A 16764-nucleotide genomic window follows, 5' to 3' on the forward strand; every position below is an offset into this window, starting at 1 on the left:
GAGAAATACGCCAAATCCGGCGACGTGATAAGATTGTTCGCGATCTTTAATCCCTAGATTAGCATGTGCCGTAACGATTGATACGCGGTTGCGACCCGGGAGCGGCGGGGGCTAGGCTCCGCCCATGACAGAGACAAGCCCGTCCCGGACCCGCCCACGCTTCCAGACCTTCGACGATCCGAGCCATCGCAAGGGGTCCGAGCGGATCGAGGCCCTGCGCGCGGGTCTGCGCGAGTTCGGCCTTGACGGTTTCGTCGTGCCGCGGGCCGACGAGCACCAGTCGGAGTACGTGCCGGCGGATGCCGAACGGCTGGCCTGGCTCACGGGCTTCACCGGCTCAGCCGGCACCGCCGTAATCCTGATGGAATCCGCAGCGCTGATCGTGGACGGCCGCTACACCCTGCAGGCGCCCGAGCAGGTCGATACCGGCCTCGTGGCGGTCGTGCCCTTGGCCGAATCGACGCCGGAAGCCTGGATCGGCGCCAATCTCAAGCGGGATCAGGTGCTGGGCTATGATCCCTGGCTCCATACGCCGGACGGTTTGGCGCGCCTGGAACGGGCCGCCGCGAAGGCGGGCGGCACGGTTCGTGCCGTCCCGAACCTCGTGGACGCGGTCTGGGCCGGACGCCCGAAACCCCCCGCGGGTCCGGTGGTCGCCCATCCGGAAACGCTCGCGGGCGAGGCGGCGGCCGACAAGCTCGCCCGGGTGCGCGCGGCCCTTGCCGAGGGCGGCTGTGACGCCCTGGTGGTCTCCGATCCGCACAATCTCGCCTGGGCCTTTAACCTGCGCGGTTCCGATGTCGGCCACACGCCCCTGGCCCTCGGCTACGCGATCCTGCCGCGGGAGGGCCCGGCGCGGCTGTTCCTCGGTTCGCCGAACGTCGATCCGGCCCTGCGGGCGGCCCTGGCGCCGGTGGCCGAGATCCTGCCCCGGGCCGGACTCGATGACGGGTTGGCCTCGCTCGGCGGCGTGCGCGTGCGCCTCGACGCGGTCACCGGCGCGGTGGCCCTGAAGGAGAAGATCGAGGCCGCCGGCGGCGTCGCCGACGTCGGCAAGGATCCGATCACCGGGATGAAGGCGGTGAAGAACGCCGCCGAGATCGCCGGGGCCCGGGCCGCCCATATCCGCGATGGGGCCAGCGTCGTGCGCTTCCTCGCCTGGCTCGACGGCACGGCCGCCGCGGGCGACCTCACCGAGATCGCCGCCGTCGAGGCCCTGGAGGATTTCAGGGCGGCCGGCGGCGACCTGCGCGACGTATCGTTCCCGACGATCTCCGGCTCCGGCCCGAACGGGGCGATCGTCCATTACCGGGTGACCCGTGCCAGCGACCGGTCCGTCCGACCCGGCGAGCTGTTCCTGATCGATTCCGGGGCGCAATATCCGGACGGCACCACCGACATCACCCGCACCGTCGCGGTTGGTGAGCCGAACGCCGCGATGCGCGACCGCTTCACCCGGGTGCTCAAGGGGCACGTCGCCATCGCCCGGGCGGTCTTCCCGAAGGGCACAACCGGAGCCCAGATCGACGCCTTCGCCCGGGCGCCGCTCTGGCAAGCGGGGCTCGACTTCGATCACGGCACCGGCCACGGGGTCGGCGCCTTCCTGTCGGTCCACGAGGGGCCGCAGCGGATCGCCAAGACCGGCACGGTGGCGCTGGAGCCGGGTATGATCCTGTCGAACGAGCCCGGCTACTACGCCCGCGGTGCCTACGGCATCCGGATCGAGAACCTGGTCCTCGTCGAGCCGCGCGAGATCCCCGGCGGCGAGCGCCCGATGCTCGGTTTCGAGACCCTGACCCTCGTGCCCTACGACCGGCGCGTGATCGAACCGGATCTCCTCGATCCAGAGGAGCGGGCGTGGATCGACGCCTATCACGCCCGGGTGCGGGAGACACTGGGCGCGCTCCTCGACGACGGGGCGCGCGCGTGGCTGGACCGCGCCACCGCGCCGCTCCCGAACTGAGGACCCGGCCCGCGACCGCTCGCGCCTACCATGCTAAGGCTCGCCGCCACGGAAAAAGCCGCGCCGGGCTCGAAGGCGCCGCGCCTGAAACCGCGACCGCCTTGCGCGCGAAGGGACAGCATGATCCGCCGCCTCGCCATCCTGGTCATGGTGCTGGCCGCGAGCCTCACGGCCGCGGCGGCGCAAGGACTCAACCAGGGCTTCCGGACGCCCCCCGACCTCGTTCGGTCGAGCCTCGTCGCCGAGCCGGCGGCTCTGGCGGGGGCGCAGCCCTTCACCCTGGCCGTGCACATGCAGGTGAAGCCGGGCTGGCACGTCTACTGGCGCAATCCGGGGGATTCGGGCCTGCCGCCGGAGGTGACCTGGACCCTGCCGGCCGGCTTCACTGCCGGTGCGATCCGCTGGCCGGCGCCGGAGCGCATCCCGATCGCCACGCTGATGAACTACGGCTACGAGGGCGAGGTCACGCTCCTCGTGCCGGTCACACCGCCGCCGAGCCTCGATCCGGCCGACCCGGTGCGGATCCAGGCCAAGCTGACCTATCTCGTCTGCGAGACCGAATGCGTGCCCGGCTCGGCCGATCTCGCCCTGACCCTGCCGGTGGGAGAGCCCCGGCCCGATCCCGAGACGGCCGGACTCTTCGCGCGCGCCCGGGCCGCCCTGCCCGCACCGGCCATCTGGCCGCTGCGCCTGTCGAGCCAGGGTGACACGCTGCGCCTCGATTTCGCGGCGGCCGGGCTCAAGCCCGAGACCATCCGCAACGTTGCCTACTTCCCCTATGCCGAGACGGCGATCGACAACGCGGCCGCGCAGGTGATGTCCGTCGACGAGGCCGGGCTGCACCTGACTCTGGCCCGGAGCAGCCCGACCGATCCGGCGCCCGTCGGACTACCCGGTGTCCTGACCCTGGACGAGGTGACCGATGCCGGCACCAACCGTCTCGCCTTCGCCTATGGCGACGAGCCGGCCGCTCCGGTGCCCGTCTCCATAGCGGAGAGTCCGGCGCCCCCGCCCGCGCCAGCCGCCGACACGCTGACCCTCGCGGCCGCGGCGGCTCTGGCCTTCCTCGGCGGGCTGATCCTCAACCTGATGCCCTGCGTCTTCCCGGTGCTGTCGATCAAGGTCTTGGGCCTCGTGCGGCATGCCGGCGAGAGCCCGGGCCGCCTGCGCCTGCACGGCCTCGCCTACACGGCCGGCGTGCTGGCGAGCTTCCTGGTCCTCGCCGCCTTGCTGATCGCCCTGAAAGGCGGTGGCTCGGCGATCGGCTGGGGCTTCCAGTTGCAATCGCCCGCCGTGGTGGCGGGGCTCGCCTATCTGCTCTTCGCGATGGGCCTGAGCCTGTCCGGGGCGGTCCATATCGGCGGACGCCTCGCCGGTCTCGGCGACGGCCTGGCCCGGCGTGCGGGGCTGAGCGGTTCCTTCTTCACGGGCGTCCTCGCCACGCTGGTGGCGACGCCCTGCACGGCACCGTTCATGGGCTCGGCGGTGGGCTTCGCGCTGACCCAGAGCGCCGGCGTGGCGCTCGCGGTGTTCGCGAGCCTCGGGCTCGGCCTCGCCCTGCCCTTCCTGGCGCTCACCCTCTGGCCGCCGGCCCTGCGGGCCCTGCCCCGGCCGGGCGCCTGGATGGAGACCCTCAAGCAGGTCCTGGCCTTCCCGGTCTACGCGACGGTGGCGTGGCTGATCTGGGTCCTGGCCCAGCAGGTCGACCCGCAGGGGCTCCTCATGGCGCTGATCGGCCTCGTGCTGGTCGGCTTCTGCGCCTGGGCCTGGGAGCACGGGCGCGGTGCGTCGCGGATGGCGGGGCCGATTGCCCGGGCCTGCGCGGTCCTGGCGCTCATCGCCGTCGGGGGCCTCACGCTGGCCCTCGCCCAGAACCGCGCCGCTCCGGCGGTGCAGGCCGCCGCCAGCGGGATCGAGCCTTTCACCCAGGCCCGTCTCGACACCCTGGTGAACGGGCGGCGGCCGGTCTTCGTCAATCTCACCGCGGCTTGGTGTATCACCTGTGCGGTCAACGAGACGACCTCGCTCTCCACCAAGGCCGTACGGGCCGCGATGGCGGAGCGGGGCGTGACCTACCTGAAGGGGGACTGGACCAACCAGAACCCGGAGATCACCCGCCTCTTGGAGAAGCACGGGCGCAGCGGCGTGCCGCTCTACCTGCTCTACACGGGAATGGGAGAGCCTCAGGTGCTGCCGCAGATCCTCACCGAGGGGACGGTGCTGGCGGCCCTGGACTCCGTGCCGGCGGCCAAGGACGGCAAGAGCGCGGCGCTGACCCGCTGAGCGGGCGCGGCTAAGCCTCCAGCGAGAAGGTCTCGTCGAAGGCGTAGCCGGAGCCGCGGACCGTGCGGATCGGGTCGGGCTGGCGCGGGCCGTTCAGCGCCTTGCGCAGCCGCCCGACATGCACGTCCACCGTGCGCTCGTCGATATAGACGTCGTGGCCCCAGACCCCGTCGAGAAGCTGCTCGCGGGAGAAGACCCGGCCCGGGGCCAGCATCAGGAATTCCAGCAGCCGGAACTCGGTGGGGCCGAGATGCAGCTCCTCGCCGCCGCGGCGGACGCGGTGGCCGGTGCGGTCGAGTTCGAGATCGCCGGCGGCCAGGCGGTCCGAGACATGGGCGGGCTTGGCCCGGCGCAGCAGCGCGCGGATCCGGGCGAGCAGCTCCGGCACGGAGAACGGCTTGACGATGTAATCGTCCGCGCCCGTTCCGAGGCCCCGGACCCGGTCCCCTTCCTCGCCGCGGGCGGTGAGCATGATCACCGGCAGCCGCTCTGTCTCGCGGCGGGCGCGGATGCGGCGGCAGAGCTCGATCCCCGAGAGGCCCGGGAGCATCCAGTCGAGCAGGACCAGATCGGGGATCCGCTCGGCCAGGAGCAACTCCGCATCGTCGCCGCGCGCGGCCGAATCCACCACGAAGCCCTCGGCTTCCAGGTTGTAGCGCAGCAGGGTGGTCAGCGCCTCCTCGTCCTCGACGATCAGGACTTGCATGCTCACGTTCGATGACCCGTTCACGAGGCGGCGCCGTTCGGCCTGCGGGCTCGCCGGCTCCCTCCGGAGCGGGCGGGCCGGCGGATGGTGCGGGAGGCGCCGCTCAGCCTCAACCCACACCCTCCGATTTTCGGGCGGCGCGCCACAGGAAGGAGCGCGCGCCGCGCTTGGACGGCAGCGGCTCGCTCTTACGGAGCCTGCCTGCCGTCCACCGTCGCGTAGTTCGACGCATCGTTCTTCGGCCGGTCGCCCGCCAGCGTCTCGCCGGTGGCGAGGTAGTGGATCGTCTCGGCGATGTTGGTGGTGTGGTCGCCGATGCGTTCCACGTTCTTGGCGCAGAACAGGAGATGCGTGCAGAACGAGATGTTGCGCGGATCCTCCATCATGTAGGTCAGGAGCTCGCGGAACAGCGAATTGTACAGCGCGTCGATCTCGCCGTCGCGCTCCCAGACGTCGTGGGCCGCCTGGACGTCACGGCTCGCGTAGGCGTCGAGCACGTCCTTGAGCTGGCCCTCCGCGAGGTCGCTCATGTGGCGCACGCCCAGCACGATCTTCTGCGCCGGCGCCTGGTCGGAGATCGCGACGACGCGCTTGGCGACGTTCTTGGCGAGGTCGCCGATCCGCTCGAGATCGCCGGAGACGCGGATCGCCGAGATGGTCTCGCGCAGGTCGATCGCCAGGGGCTGGCGCCGGGCGATGAGCAGCACGGCGCGCTCCTCGATGTCACGCTGGAGCGCGTCGAGGCGCTTGTCGGCGACGATCACCGTCTGGGCGAGCGCGTCGTCCCGGCGCACAAGAGCGTCGGTCGCCTCCGCCGTCATCTTCTCGGCCACGCCGCCCATCTCCGAGATCGAGCGACGCAGGTTCTCCAGGTCGGTGTCGTAGGAGGTGACGATATGGCCGGGCATGGTGGATCCTTCGATGGGGGCCCGCGAAAAGCGATCCGTCGGGTCCGGTGGATCCGCCGCCGCGCCGGCGAATGCCGGTTGGCGTTCCCCGGTGCCGGATCGTTCGAACAGGTTAGCCGAAACGGCCGGTGATGTAGTCCTGGGTGCGGCGTTCCGTCGGATTCATGAACATCCGGCTGGTCGGGCCGAACTCGACCAGCTGGCCGAGATACATGAAGGCGGTGAACTGCGAGATGCGCGCCGCCTGCTGCATGTTGTGCGTGACGATCACGATGGTGAACTCGTCGCGCAGCTGCTCGATCAGCTCCTCGATCCGGCCGGTGGAGATCGGATCGAGCGCCGAGGTCGGCTCGTCGAACAGGATCACCTCCGGGCGCTGGGCCACGGTGCGGGCGATGCACAGGCGCTGCTGCTGGCCGCCCGAGAGGCCCGTGCCCGACTGGCGCAGCTTGTCCTTCACCTCGTCCCAGAGGGCGGCTTTGCGGAGCGATTCCTCCACGCGGCCGTCGAGCTCGGATTTCGGCAGCTTCTCATAGAGCCGCAGCCCGAAGGCGACGTTGTCGTAGATCGACATCGGGAACGGCGTCGGCTTCTGGAAGACCATGCCGATGCGCGAGCGCAGCTCGTTCAGGTCGATGGACGGGTCGAGGATGTTCTCGCCATCGAGCAGGATCTCGCCCTCCGCTCGCTGCTCCGGGTAGAGGCTGTAGATCCGGTTGAAGCAGCGCAGCAGCGTCGACTTCCCGCAGCCGGACGGGCCGATCAGCGCCGTGACCTGCCTGTCATGGAAGTTGATGTTGATGTCCTTCAGCCCGTGGAAGGCCCCATAGTAGAAGTTGAGCCCTTTCACGGCGATCCGCACCGGCCCGCCCTCGTCGGCGCGGTTGCGGTTCAGGTCGACCGTGGGACTCGCGGAGGCGGCGTTCATCGTCGTGTCCTCGAAAAGGGTCTCAGCGCGAGGTCTGCGGCTTGATCACGACGCGCGCGATGATCGACAGCGCCAGGATCGTTAGGGTGATCAGGAGCGCCCCGGCCCAGGCCAGGCCCTGCCAGTTCGGATACGGCGACAGCGCGAACTGGTAGATCATTACTGGCAGGTTCGCGACGCCGCCCATGAGGTCGGCGGAGAACCAGGAGTTGTTGTTGAGCGCCGTGAACAGGAGCGGCGCCGTCTCGCCGGCGATGCGGGCCAGCGCCAGGATGATCCCGGTCACGATGCCGGACGAGGCTGCGCGCCAGGTCACGCTGGTGATCACGGTCGAGGGCGGGGCGCCGAGGGCCGCACCGGCCTCACGCAGGGTTCCCGGCACGAGTCGCAGCATATCCTCGGTGGTGCGCACGATCACCGGTACCGCGATGATGGCCAGCGCCACGCCCCCGGCCCAGCCCGAATAGGTCCCCATCGGCCGCACCATCAGCGTGTAGACGAACAGGCCGATCAGGATCGAGGGCGCCGAGAGCAGCACGTCGTTCAGGAACCGGATCAGGGTCGCCAGGCGCGATGCGCGGCCGTACTCGGCGAGATACGTGCCGGCCATGACGCCGATCGGCGTGGCGATGGCGATGCCGATCCCGGTGAGCACCAAGCTGCCCAGGATCGCGTTGGCGATACCGCCGCCTTCGGAGCCCGGCCCCGGGGTCGGGTTGGCGAACAGGGCCGGCGTGAAGCCGCGCACGCCCTGAACGATCAGCATCACGAGGATCGACCCCAGCACCACAGCGCCGACGGCCGTGGCGGCCGTGCAGGCGACGCGCAGGCTCCGGTCGGCGATGCGCCGGCCCTGGCGGACGCGGCCGGCACGCCGGGGCGCGGCGGGTTTGATCGGGTTGGAGGCGTCCATCGCGCGAACTCCTCAGGCGGCCGTGACGCGGCGCGTCAGCAGACGGGCGATGATGAGCACCACGAAGGTGATCACGAACAGGATGCAGCCCAAAGCCATCAGCGCGTTGAGCTGGAGGCCGTCAGCTTCGTTGAACTCGTTGGCGATCCGCGACGCGATGGTCGAGCTCGGGTCGAAGATCGAGGCCGAGAGGCGGTTGGCGTTGCCGACCACGAAGGTCACGGCCATGGTCTCGCCGAGCGCCCGCCCGAGGCCGAGCATGATCGCCCCGATGATCGAGACGGCGGCTTGGGGCACGAGCACGTAGCGGACGACCTCCCAGGTGGTGCAGCCGATACCGTAGGCGCTCTCGCGCAGCACGGTGGGGATCTGGTCGAGCATGTCGCGGGCGATCGAGGCGATGAACGGCACGATCATGATCGCCAGGATGATGCCTGCGGTGAGCACGCCCACGCCGGAGGGCACCCGGGCATAGAACAGGGTACCGACGATGGGCAGACCCTCGACGAGGTTGGAGACCGGGATCTCGACGAAGCGCGCGAAGAGCGGGGCGAAGATGAAAAGCCCCCACATGCCGTAGATGATGCTCGGCACCGCGGCGAGCAGCTCGATCGTCATGGCGACCGGCTTGCGCGCCCAGCCCGGGCAGAGCTGCGTCAGGAAGATGGCGATCCCCAGGGAGATCGGAACGCCGATCAGGAGGGCCAGGAAGGCTGAGGCCACGGTTCCGATCACGGCGACGAGCGCGCCGTACTGCTCGGTTCCGACGTTCCAGGCGCTTGAGGTCAGGAAGCCGAAGCCGAACTCGCGGAAGGCCGGCCAGCCTCCGTACAGGATCGAGCCGAGGATACCGGTGAGTACGGCCAGAACGAGGAGCGCCGCCCCGTAGGCGCAGGCCCGGAACAGGTTATCGACGCTCCGGCTCGGCCCCTTCCGTGCGGTCGCAGCACGGGGTCGGGCAAAAGCAATCGTTTCTGTCAAAGCGGGCATCCGCGGTTCTCTGCGAAAGGTGGCGTGGTAGCGCGGTGCGATCCGAGATGCGAGGGAGGAGACCGCAGCCCCCTCCCGGCCACGCTCACATGTTGAAGACGGGCTTGCCGTCCTTACCCTTCACGGTCTTCCACTCCTCGTGGATCAGTTCGACGACGTTGTCCGGCAGCGGGACGTAGTCGAGGTCCGAGGCGAGCTTGTCGCCCTTCTTGTAGGCCCAGTCGAAGAACTTGAGCACGTCACCGGCCTTGGCCGGATCGACCGCATCCTTGTGGACGAGGATGAAGGTCGCCGCCGTGATCGGCCACGCGTCGTCGCCCGGCTGGTTGGTGAGCGAGATGCCGAAGCCCGGGGCCGCCTTCCAATCGGCGCTGGCGGCCGCGGCCTGGAACGCCTTGTCGTCGGGCTGCGGGAACTTCCCGGCCTTGTTCTGAAGCAGCGCGTAGGACAGCTTGTTCTGCTTGGCGTAAGCCGACTCGACGTAGCCGATGGCGTTCGGCACCTGTTTCACGGTGGCGGTCACGCCCTCGTTACCCTTGCCGCCCTGCCCCACCGGCCAGGAGATCGTCGTGGCCGCGCCGTACTCCTTCTTCCAGGGCTCGGAGACCTGGGAGAGGTAGGTGGTGAAGATGTTGGTCGTGCCTGAGGCGTCCGAGCGGTAGACCGGCGTGATGTTCGCGTCGGGCAGCTTCAGCCCCTCATTGAGCTTCGTGACCCGCGGATCGGTCCACTTGGAGATCTTGCCGGCGTAGATATCGGCCAGCACGTCGCCGGTGAGCTTGAGCTTGCCCGGCTCGATCCCGGGGATGTTCACCACCGGCACCACGCCGCCCATGACGGTCGGGAACTGGACGAGCCCGTCCTTGGACAGCTGCTCGGCCTTCAGCGGCGCGTCGGTGGCGCCGAAATCGACCGTCTTGGCCTGGATCTGCTTGATCCCGCCGCCAGAGCCGATCGACTGATAGTTGAGGCCCGAGCCGGTCTCCTTGCGATAGGCCTCAGCCCATTTGGAATAGACCGGGAAGGGGAAGGTGGCGCCGGCGCCTGTGATGTCGGCGGCGAGCGCTGCGGACGCCAGCTGAACCGTCGCGAGGCCGACGGCGAGCGCGTAAGCGAAGGGTCTCAAGGGAATCTCCGTTGCCGTCGGGCAAGAGCCTGCGCTCCTCCGCCGGCAAGCCTATGCCCGCGGCAGAGCCCTGCGGCCGATCTTCAACGAGACCCAGCGCCGGCCGCCCGATGTCCGGGCGGTTACGACAGATAGATGACACCGGCATGACATCGCGCTGCGGTTCGCGCGGCACGGTTCATGGACCTCGCGCGTTCAACTCCGACGAGGCGGACAGAAGGAAGCTCGAATCGTGGGCGGCGAGGAAGCCGACGCAGACACAGAGGCCGACCCGGCTTGGCTTGCCCTGCATGCCGAACGGGAGTCCCTCGAACGCGCGCTGGCGCTCGCGCAGGCGCGTCAGAAATTCAGCACCGATCCCAAGACGGTGGACCAGGCACGGCTGGAGGAGGCGGAACTGCTCGTCAGCCTCGACCGCGTCCTGACTCTGATTCGGGCCGCCGAATACCGCCGAAGGCCGGGCGCGCGCCGCTGGTAGTGCGTCGCAGGGCGGCGTCCGCTCAGCTCGCCCGGCGCAGTTCCCGCTCCTTCTGGCGCAGCCGCAGGAGCAGTTCCACATGGGTGTCGGTGATCGGCTGGGTGTCGACGCTGCCCTCATAGACCGTGCGGAGGGTAAGGCCGAGCTGGCGCGTATCGAGCGCCTGCTTCGACGGCGGCCCCGCATGCGAATGCCCGTTCGGCTCGACGAGTGACGGCTTCATCATTCCCTCCCGCCCATCAACCGCGCAGGCCCGCTACGGCGCCGGGATCGGGAAACTCTCACTGCAAATAGTTAATGAAGCTTTAACCACAACCAACGGTTAAGGTTGACGGGCGTTTACGCGTCGGCGCCCTGGAGGAGCCTGGCCGCGGCCGCCCGGGCCTCGTCGGTCACCGTGGCGCCCGCCAGCATCCGGGCGATCTCCTCCCGGCGCTCCGCCACCGGCAGGCTTGCGACGCGGGTCGCCACACGGCCGGCACCCTTCACGGGTGTTTTGGCGATCAGGAAATGCGTGTCGGCACGGGCGGCAACCTGAGGCGCATGGGTCACGGCGACCACCTGCACGGTCGCTGCCAGCCGGGCGAGACGCAGGCCGATGGCGTCGGCCACGGCGCCGCCGACCCCCGTATCGATCTCGTCGAAGATCAGTGTCGGGGCCGAGCCCTTGTCGGCCAGGACCACCTTAAGCGCCAGCATGAAGCGCGACAGCTCACCGCCCGAGGCGACCTTCATCATCGGACCCGGCTTGGTCCCGGGATTGGTCTGCGCCCAGAACTCGACCCGGTCGGTCCCGGCCGGATCGCGTGAGTCCGGGTCGGTGGCGATCTCGGTGATGAACTGGGCGCGTTCCAGCTTCAGGGGCGGCAGCTCGGCCTTCACGGCGGCATCGAGCTGCTTGGCCGCGCGGCGCCGGCCGGCGCTGAGCTTCTCGGCCGCCTCGGCGTAGTCGGTCTCGGCCTGAGCGAGCGCCTGTTCCAGGGCGGACAGCGCCACCTCGCCGGCGTCGATCGCCGCCACGTCCCCGGCATAGCGCTCCGCCAGGGCGGCGAGGTCGTCGGCCGGGACATCGTATTTGCGGGAGGCCGCGCGCAGAGCGAAGAGCCGCTCTTCCACCCGTTCCAGATCACGGGGATCGAACTCCGTCTCGGCCACGGCCGCGTCGAGCACTGAGCGGGCCTCGTCGAGGGCCACCAGCGCGGCGTCCAGGGCGTTCACGCAGGGATCGACGAGCGCCGGGAGTTGCGCGGCCCGGCGCTCCAGCTTGCGCAGGGCGGCCGAGAGATGGGGTACGCCGGAATGCGGACCGCCGACGGCGTCCAGCGCCTCGTTGAGCTCGCGCGCGACCTTCTCGGATTGCTGCATGATGCTGCGGCGCTCGGCGAGCTGGGCCTCCTCGCCCGGCTGGGGCGCCAGTTCGGCGAGTTCCTCCACGGCGTGGCGCAGGAAGTCGGCCTCCTTGCGGGCCGCCTCCACGCGGGCGCGGTGCTCGGCGAGTTCGGTGCGGGCCGCGCGCACGGTCCGGGACGCCGCTCCGACCTTGGCGAGCTGGCCCTGGAGACCGCCGAAGGCGTCGAGGATCGCCCGGTGCGAGGCGGGATCGGCCAGCGCCCGGTCGTCGTGCTGCCCGTGGATCTCGACGAGTGCGGCACCGATGGCCCGGAGCACCTGCACGCCCACAGGCTGGTCGTTGACGAAAGCACGGGTGCGGCCGTCCGCCATCTGCGTCCGGCGCAGGATGAGATCGCCCTCGGTATCGATCTCGGCCTCGGCGGCGATCCGGCGCGCCGGATGGTCGAGGGGAAGGTCGAACACCGCCGTGACGACGCCCTGTGCCTCGCCATGGCGGACCAGACGGCCGTCGCCGCGGCCGCCGAGCGCCAGCGCGAAGGCGTCGAGCAGGATCGATTTGCCCGCACCCGTCTCCCCGGTCAGGACGCTCAGGCCTGTCCGGAAATTCAGTTCGAGCCTGTCAATCAGGACGATGTCGCGGATCGCGAGCTGCGCCAGCATGCGGCGACGGAGATTCCTCAGAATGGGACCGCAGACATAAGGCCGCTGCGGCGCGGATTCACCCCAAAAATGCGTCGCACCGATCTGCCGGTGCGCCGCAACGGCAAAGGCCCGGAGCGGCGGCTCCGGGCCCTCAAGCGGTGCGGTTCGGGCCGGGGGCCGGCCCGGCGCGTCACTCGGCCGAGGCGGTCTTGCCCGTCACCGTCCGGTAGATCTTCGAGAGGAAGGACGTCTTCTCCTCGCGGGGCTCAAGGCCGTTCTGCGCCAGGAGTGCGTGCGCGTCCTTGTACCAGGGGCTTTCCGGGAAGTTGTGCCCAAGCACCGCGGCAGCGTTCTGCGCCTCCTGGGTGATGCCGAGCGCCCAGTAGGCCTCGGTCAGGCGCTCCAGCGCCTCCTCGGCGTGCCGGGTGGTCTGGTACTTGGCCACCACATCGCGGAAGCGGTTGATCGCCGCCGGGAAGTTGCGCTTCTCCAGGTAGAAGCGCCCGACCTCCATCTCCTTGCCGGCGAGCTGGTCGCGGGTGATCTGGATCTTCGCCTTCGCGTCGGCAGCGTATTCGGACGTCGGATACTTCTGGACCAGCTCCTGCAGGGCCACGAGCGCCTTCTCGGACCGTTCCTGGTCCCGGGTCACGTCGGGGATCTGCTTATAGTTCGACATCGCCATCAGGTACTGCGCGTAAGCGGCATCCTTGCTGGCCGGGTGCCGCTGCAGGTACCGCTTCGAGGCGCTGATCGCGTCTTCGTATTTCTGGCCCTCGTAATTCGCGTAGGCTGTCATCAGCAGCGCCTTCCGAGACCATTCGGAATACTGGTACTGCTTGTCGAGGCTGTCGAACTTCTTGACGGCGCCCTCGTAGTCGCTGTCCTCGAGCTTGGCCAAGCCGTCGCTGTAGAGTTTGTCGGCCGGAACATCCGGAACGACCTCGGGCTTGTATTTCTCGGCGAAGAGATTGGTCGGGTCGAAGTCGCAGCCGCCGAGGCCCAGGCCGAGGACGGCCACGAGAGGCGCCACGAAGGCCGCCGCCCGGCGATGACGAATGGTGACAGGCATCTGGCGCTCTTTCCCGGAACCGGCGCCGTCCCGCGCCGTCGTGCCATCGCGTGAGTTGGATCCGACCCTTCCGGGCCGTGCCTTCCGTTCACGGACGGTTAAACCGTGACGTTCGATTCGGGCACGAAAGCGGCAACGCTGCGGCGGCCAGGATCGGTTTCTGACTGTTGCCCTCGGGCCACAGCTGGTTTTTTCAGAGGTCGCTCACGAAGGCGGCGATGCCGAGACCGACGCTCAGCTCGGAGAGGACTGTCTCACGCCGCGAGCCCTGGGCCTCGACGATCGCGTAATTGGCCCGGTCGGCGAAGAGGGCGGAGAGCACGCCGACATTCATTCGGTGGCCGCCGCAATAAGACCGGTAGGCGCCCTGGATCGGCAGTCCGGCCAGAGCAAGGTCGCCAATCGCGTCAAGGATCTTGTGCCGGACGAACTCGTCCGGGAAGCGCAGCCCCTCGGGATTCACCACCGCGGTCTCGCCCACTGCGACGGTGTTCTCAAGCGAGGCGCCGAGGGCGAACCCGGCCTTCCAGTAGCGCTCAACGTCTCGCATCATCCCGAAGGTCCGTGCGCCGGCGATCTCGCGGCGGTAGGAGGCGGGCGAGAGGTCCATTGCCTTGCGGGAGCGGCCGATCACCGGGCTCTCGAAATCGATCTCGACGTCGAGGCGGAAGCCCCGGTCGATGGGGCGGAGCTCCGCGAAGGACGTCCCGGTCTCGATTCGGACGTGGCGGAGGATCTTCAGCCAGCGCCGAGGAGTATCCGAGATGGCGATCCCGACGTGATCGATTGCCTGGACGAAGGGGAGCGCGGACCCGTCGAGGATCGGCATCTCGGGGCCGTCGATCTCGACCAGGGCATTGTCGACGCCGAGGCCGTAGAGGGCGGACATCAGGTGCTCAACGGTGGCGACCGCGCCGGACTCGATGTCACCCAGGACGGTGCAGAGTTCGGTGGCGGAGACAAGGGCGTGATGCGCCTTGATCAGGCGGTCATTGCCGTGGGTGGTGCCGGTTCGGAGGAAAGCGATGCCGTGATTGGCAGGAGCGGGTCGGATGGTGATCTCGGCGGGGTTACCGGAATGGACCCCGATGCCCGAAAGTGTCGCCGGCCCTTTGAGGGTCGTCTGCTTATGCGTTCGCATTCCTTAGCCCCCGGCCGCGATCAGGTCCCGCCACCCCGACTGGGGATGGTGAGGAAACTGGCTGATCCGTCCGCTGCTTGATGCCCCTGCCCACGCGACCAGGTTGTGTCCCGGTGCGTGTCTTGTCGGTCTCGACGCTTCTATAGCTGCACCGCATAGGCCAGCCAAATCACGGATTCTTACGCTCTGTTACAGACACGCTTGCCTGCGCTTCGCAGCAAAATGCAGCTGCAACAGAGGCTTAAAGGTTGGTTAATGCGTGGCTAACAGGCGGCCGTTCTGTGGCGCGTATGCACCACGCGACCCGGCAAAACATGACATGCGTTAAGCCGGAGGATCGGTGCGCATCTTCAGAAATCAACCGTGAGTTGTCGCGGTCCAGCACGAAGAGCCGGCGGTTTCCCGCCGGCTCACGCTCCTTCTCGCTGTCGGTCCGCTCAGTTCGCCTGGCGGCGGAGGAAGGCCGGGATCTCCAGCTGGTCGTCGTCCATCATCCGGGACTGCGGCGCGACGCGGCCCTGGGCGTCGAGGCTCCCCTGTGCCGGGCGGTACTGGGGGACGGCCGGAGCGGCCGGAGCGCGCGGCGCCGGCGGCACGTGCGGCTGGGCCAGCTGCGGCTGCGGGGCGACGGGGGGCGCGGTCCGGGCGGCGGGAGCGGCGCCTTCCATCTCGTCGCGCCGGCCGCCGAAGCCCACCGTCGCGAGGCGCCGCAGGAGCGAGGTCCGCTTGGATTCCGGAGCGGCCTCCTCGGCTGCGCGGTTCGCCATGATCTGGGTCTGGGCGATGGGCGGCAGCTCGTGGATCTGCGGCATCCGCGGGGCGCGCGCGAGCGGAGCGCCCGCCGGGGCTGCCGGGCGCGGCGGCACGAACGGACCGGCCTGGAACTGCGGCGCGGGCTCGGCCGGCTGCGGCGCGGGCGGCGGAACGAAGGGCGCGGCGGCGCGCGGCTGGGCCGGGGCCAGCACGACGTCGTCGCGGGTCATCGGCGCGGCGGCCTCGATCCGCGGCTCGGCCCGCATCTCGGGAGCCGGCTGCGGCGCGACGGGCGCCGGAGCGGAGCTCTGCGCCGGAGCGGCCGACTCGGTCCGGATGCTCGGGACCGGCGAGGAGGCGCGGGCGCGGGCCTCGGCGCGCAGGCGCTCGGCCACCTCGGCGATGCGCTGCTCGGTCTCGGCGATCGCCGGGTTGTTCGGCGAGTTCGCCGAGATCAGCGCCGGCTCGATGCCGGTGGCGACCACCGACACGCGGATGATGCCGTCGAGGCTCTCGTCGAAGGTGGCGCCCAGGATGATGTTGGCGTCCTGGTCGACCTCCTCGCGGATGCGGGTGGCAGCCTCGTCGAGCTCGTACAGGGTCAGGTCCGAGCCGCCCGTGATCGAGATCAGCAGGCCGCGGGCGCCCTTCATCGAGACGTCGTCGAGGAGCGGGTTGGCGATGGCAGCCTCGGCGGCGCGGTTGGCGCGCTTCTCGCCCGACGCCTCACCGGTGCCCATCATGGCCTTGCCCATGCCGCGCATGATCGCCCGGACGTCGGCGAAGTCTAGGTTGATGAGACCTTCCTTCACCATCAGGTCGGTGATGCAGGCGACGCCCGAGTAGAGCACCTGGTCGGCCATCGCGAAGGCGTCGGCGAAGGTGGTCTTCTCGTTGGCGACCCGGAACAGGTTCTGGTTCGGGATCACGATCAGGGTGTCGACCGCGGCCTGCAGCTCCTGGATGCCGGCCTCGGCGGTGCGCATCCGGCGCATGCCCTCGAACTGGAAGGGCTTCGTCACGACACCGACCGTCAGGATGCCCATATCGCGGGCGGCGCGGGCGATGACCGGGGCCGCGCCGGTGCCGGTTCCGCCGCCCATGCCGGCGGTGATGAAGCACATGTGGGCGCCCGAGAGCTGGTCACGGATCTCATCGATCACCTCGTCGGCGGCGGCAGAGCCGACCTCCGGGTGCGAGCCGGCACCGAGGCCCTGGGTGACGCCCAGGCCCATCTGGATCACCCGCTCGGCCTTGGAGGAGGTGAGCGCCTGCGCATCGGTGTTCGCCACGACGAACTCGCAGCCCAGAAGGCCCGACTCGATCATGTTGTTGACGGCGTTGCCGCCGGCGCCGCCGACGCCGAAGACGGTGATGCGGGGCTTCAGTTCCCGGATGTCCGGCGCCTGGAGGGTGATGGCCATGGTGTCGAGCCTCTCGCTAACTGTGCTGTCCGTGCGACGCCGCGGCGCCGGATTCTTTTCAATCCGCCCGTAGGGCGGGGGCGA

At 69.5% G+C, this 16764-nt stretch carries 14 protein-coding genes; 3 read left to right on the top strand and 11 right to left on the bottom strand.

Annotated elements, in window-relative coordinates:
* The first annotated feature begins 124 nt into the window (after positions 1-124).
* Together ACYCO6_RS21230 and ACYCO6_RS21235 are read left to right on the top strand one after the other, a co-directional pair.
* On the top strand, positions 125-1963 hold the full coding sequence (locus tag ACYCO6_RS21230) for an aminopeptidase P family protein (protein ID WP_459763001.1): 1839 nt from the start codon (positions 125-127) through the stop codon (positions 1961-1963).
* Between the two features lie 120 nt (positions 1964-2083).
* Positions 2084-4246 carry a protein-disulfide reductase DsbD family protein gene (locus tag ACYCO6_RS21235; protein ID WP_459763003.1) on the top strand — a complete coding sequence of 721 codons (2163 nt, stop codon included), beginning with the start codon at positions 2084-2086 and terminating at the stop codon, positions 4244-4246.
* 10 nt (positions 4247-4256) lie between these two features.
* Here the strand turns inward: ACYCO6_RS21235 and phoB are convergent, their stop codons facing one another.
* The 6 genes from phoB to pstS all read right to left on the bottom strand — a co-directional run bounded on the left by phoB (position 4257) and on the right by pstS (position 9817).
* Complete coding sequence (phoB, locus tag ACYCO6_RS21240; RefSeq protein WP_459773644.1) at positions 4257-4952, bottom strand: phosphate regulon transcriptional regulator PhoB; 696 nt, start codon at positions 4950-4952, stop codon at positions 4257-4259.
* A gap of 188 nt (positions 4953-5140) precedes the next feature.
* Positions 5141-5860 carry a phosphate signaling complex protein PhoU gene (gene phoU, locus ACYCO6_RS21245; protein ID WP_459763005.1) on the bottom strand — a complete coding sequence of 240 codons (720 nt, stop codon included), beginning with the start codon at positions 5858-5860 and terminating at the stop codon, positions 5141-5143.
* Between the two features lie 112 nt (positions 5861-5972).
* Positions 5973-6788, bottom strand: a complete 816-nt coding sequence (gene pstB, locus ACYCO6_RS21250; RefSeq protein ID WP_459763007.1) for a phosphate ABC transporter ATP-binding protein PstB — start codon at positions 6786-6788, stop codon at positions 5973-5975.
* 22 nt (positions 6789-6810) lie between these two features.
* Positions 6811-7701, bottom strand: a complete 891-nt coding sequence (gene pstA / locus ACYCO6_RS21255) for a phosphate ABC transporter permease PstA (RefSeq protein ID WP_459763009.1) — start codon at positions 7699-7701, stop codon at positions 6811-6813.
* A gap of 12 nt (positions 7702-7713) precedes the next feature.
* Entirely contained in the window at positions 7714-8691 is a 978-nt protein-coding gene (gene pstC / locus ACYCO6_RS21260; RefSeq protein ID WP_459763011.1) for a phosphate ABC transporter permease subunit PstC, read from the bottom strand.
* A gap of 85 nt (positions 8692-8776) precedes the next feature.
* Complete coding sequence (gene pstS, locus ACYCO6_RS21265; protein WP_459763013.1) at positions 8777-9817, bottom strand: phosphate ABC transporter substrate-binding protein PstS; 1041 nt, start codon at positions 9815-9817, stop codon at positions 8777-8779.
* Positions 9818-10049: 232 nt separating this feature from the next.
* Between pstS and ACYCO6_RS21270 the strand changes: the two genes are divergently transcribed.
* A complete protein-coding gene (locus tag ACYCO6_RS21270) occupies positions 10050-10295 on the top strand; it encodes a hypothetical protein (RefSeq protein WP_459763015.1) in 246 nt (81 codons plus the stop codon).
* 22 nt (positions 10296-10317) lie between these two features.
* Here ACYCO6_RS21270 and ACYCO6_RS21275 read toward each other — a convergent pair whose 3' ends face one another.
* The 5 genes from ACYCO6_RS21275 to ftsZ all read right to left on the bottom strand — a co-directional run bounded on the left by ACYCO6_RS21275 (position 10318) and on the right by ftsZ (position 16680).
* Entirely contained in the window at positions 10318-10521 is a 204-nt protein-coding gene (locus ACYCO6_RS21275) for a hypothetical protein (protein ID WP_459763017.1), read from the bottom strand.
* Positions 10522-10634: 113 nt separating this feature from the next.
* Positions 10635-12308: a DNA repair protein RecN gene (gene recN / locus ACYCO6_RS21280; RefSeq protein ID WP_459763019.1), complete on the bottom strand. Its 1674-nt coding sequence runs from the start codon at positions 12306-12308 to the stop codon at positions 10635-10637.
* A 172-nt stretch (positions 12309-12480) separates the two neighbouring features.
* Positions 12481-13362 carry an outer membrane protein assembly factor BamD gene (locus ACYCO6_RS21285; RefSeq protein ID WP_459763021.1) on the bottom strand — a complete coding sequence of 294 codons (882 nt, stop codon included), beginning with the start codon at positions 13360-13362 and terminating at the stop codon, positions 12481-12483.
* A gap of 193 nt (positions 13363-13555) precedes the next feature.
* Positions 13556-14503, bottom strand: a complete 948-nt coding sequence (gene lpxC, locus ACYCO6_RS21290; RefSeq protein ID WP_459763023.1) for a UDP-3-O-acyl-N-acetylglucosamine deacetylase — start codon at positions 14501-14503, stop codon at positions 13556-13558.
* Between the two features lie 437 nt (positions 14504-14940).
* On the bottom strand, positions 14941-16680 hold the full coding sequence (ftsZ, locus tag ACYCO6_RS21295) for a cell division protein FtsZ (protein WP_459763025.1): 1740 nt from the start codon (positions 16678-16680) through the stop codon (positions 14941-14943).
* Positions 16681-16764: the final 84 nt, after the last annotated feature.

The sequence above is a fragment of the Methylobacterium sp. CM6257 genome, assembly GCF_054611515.1.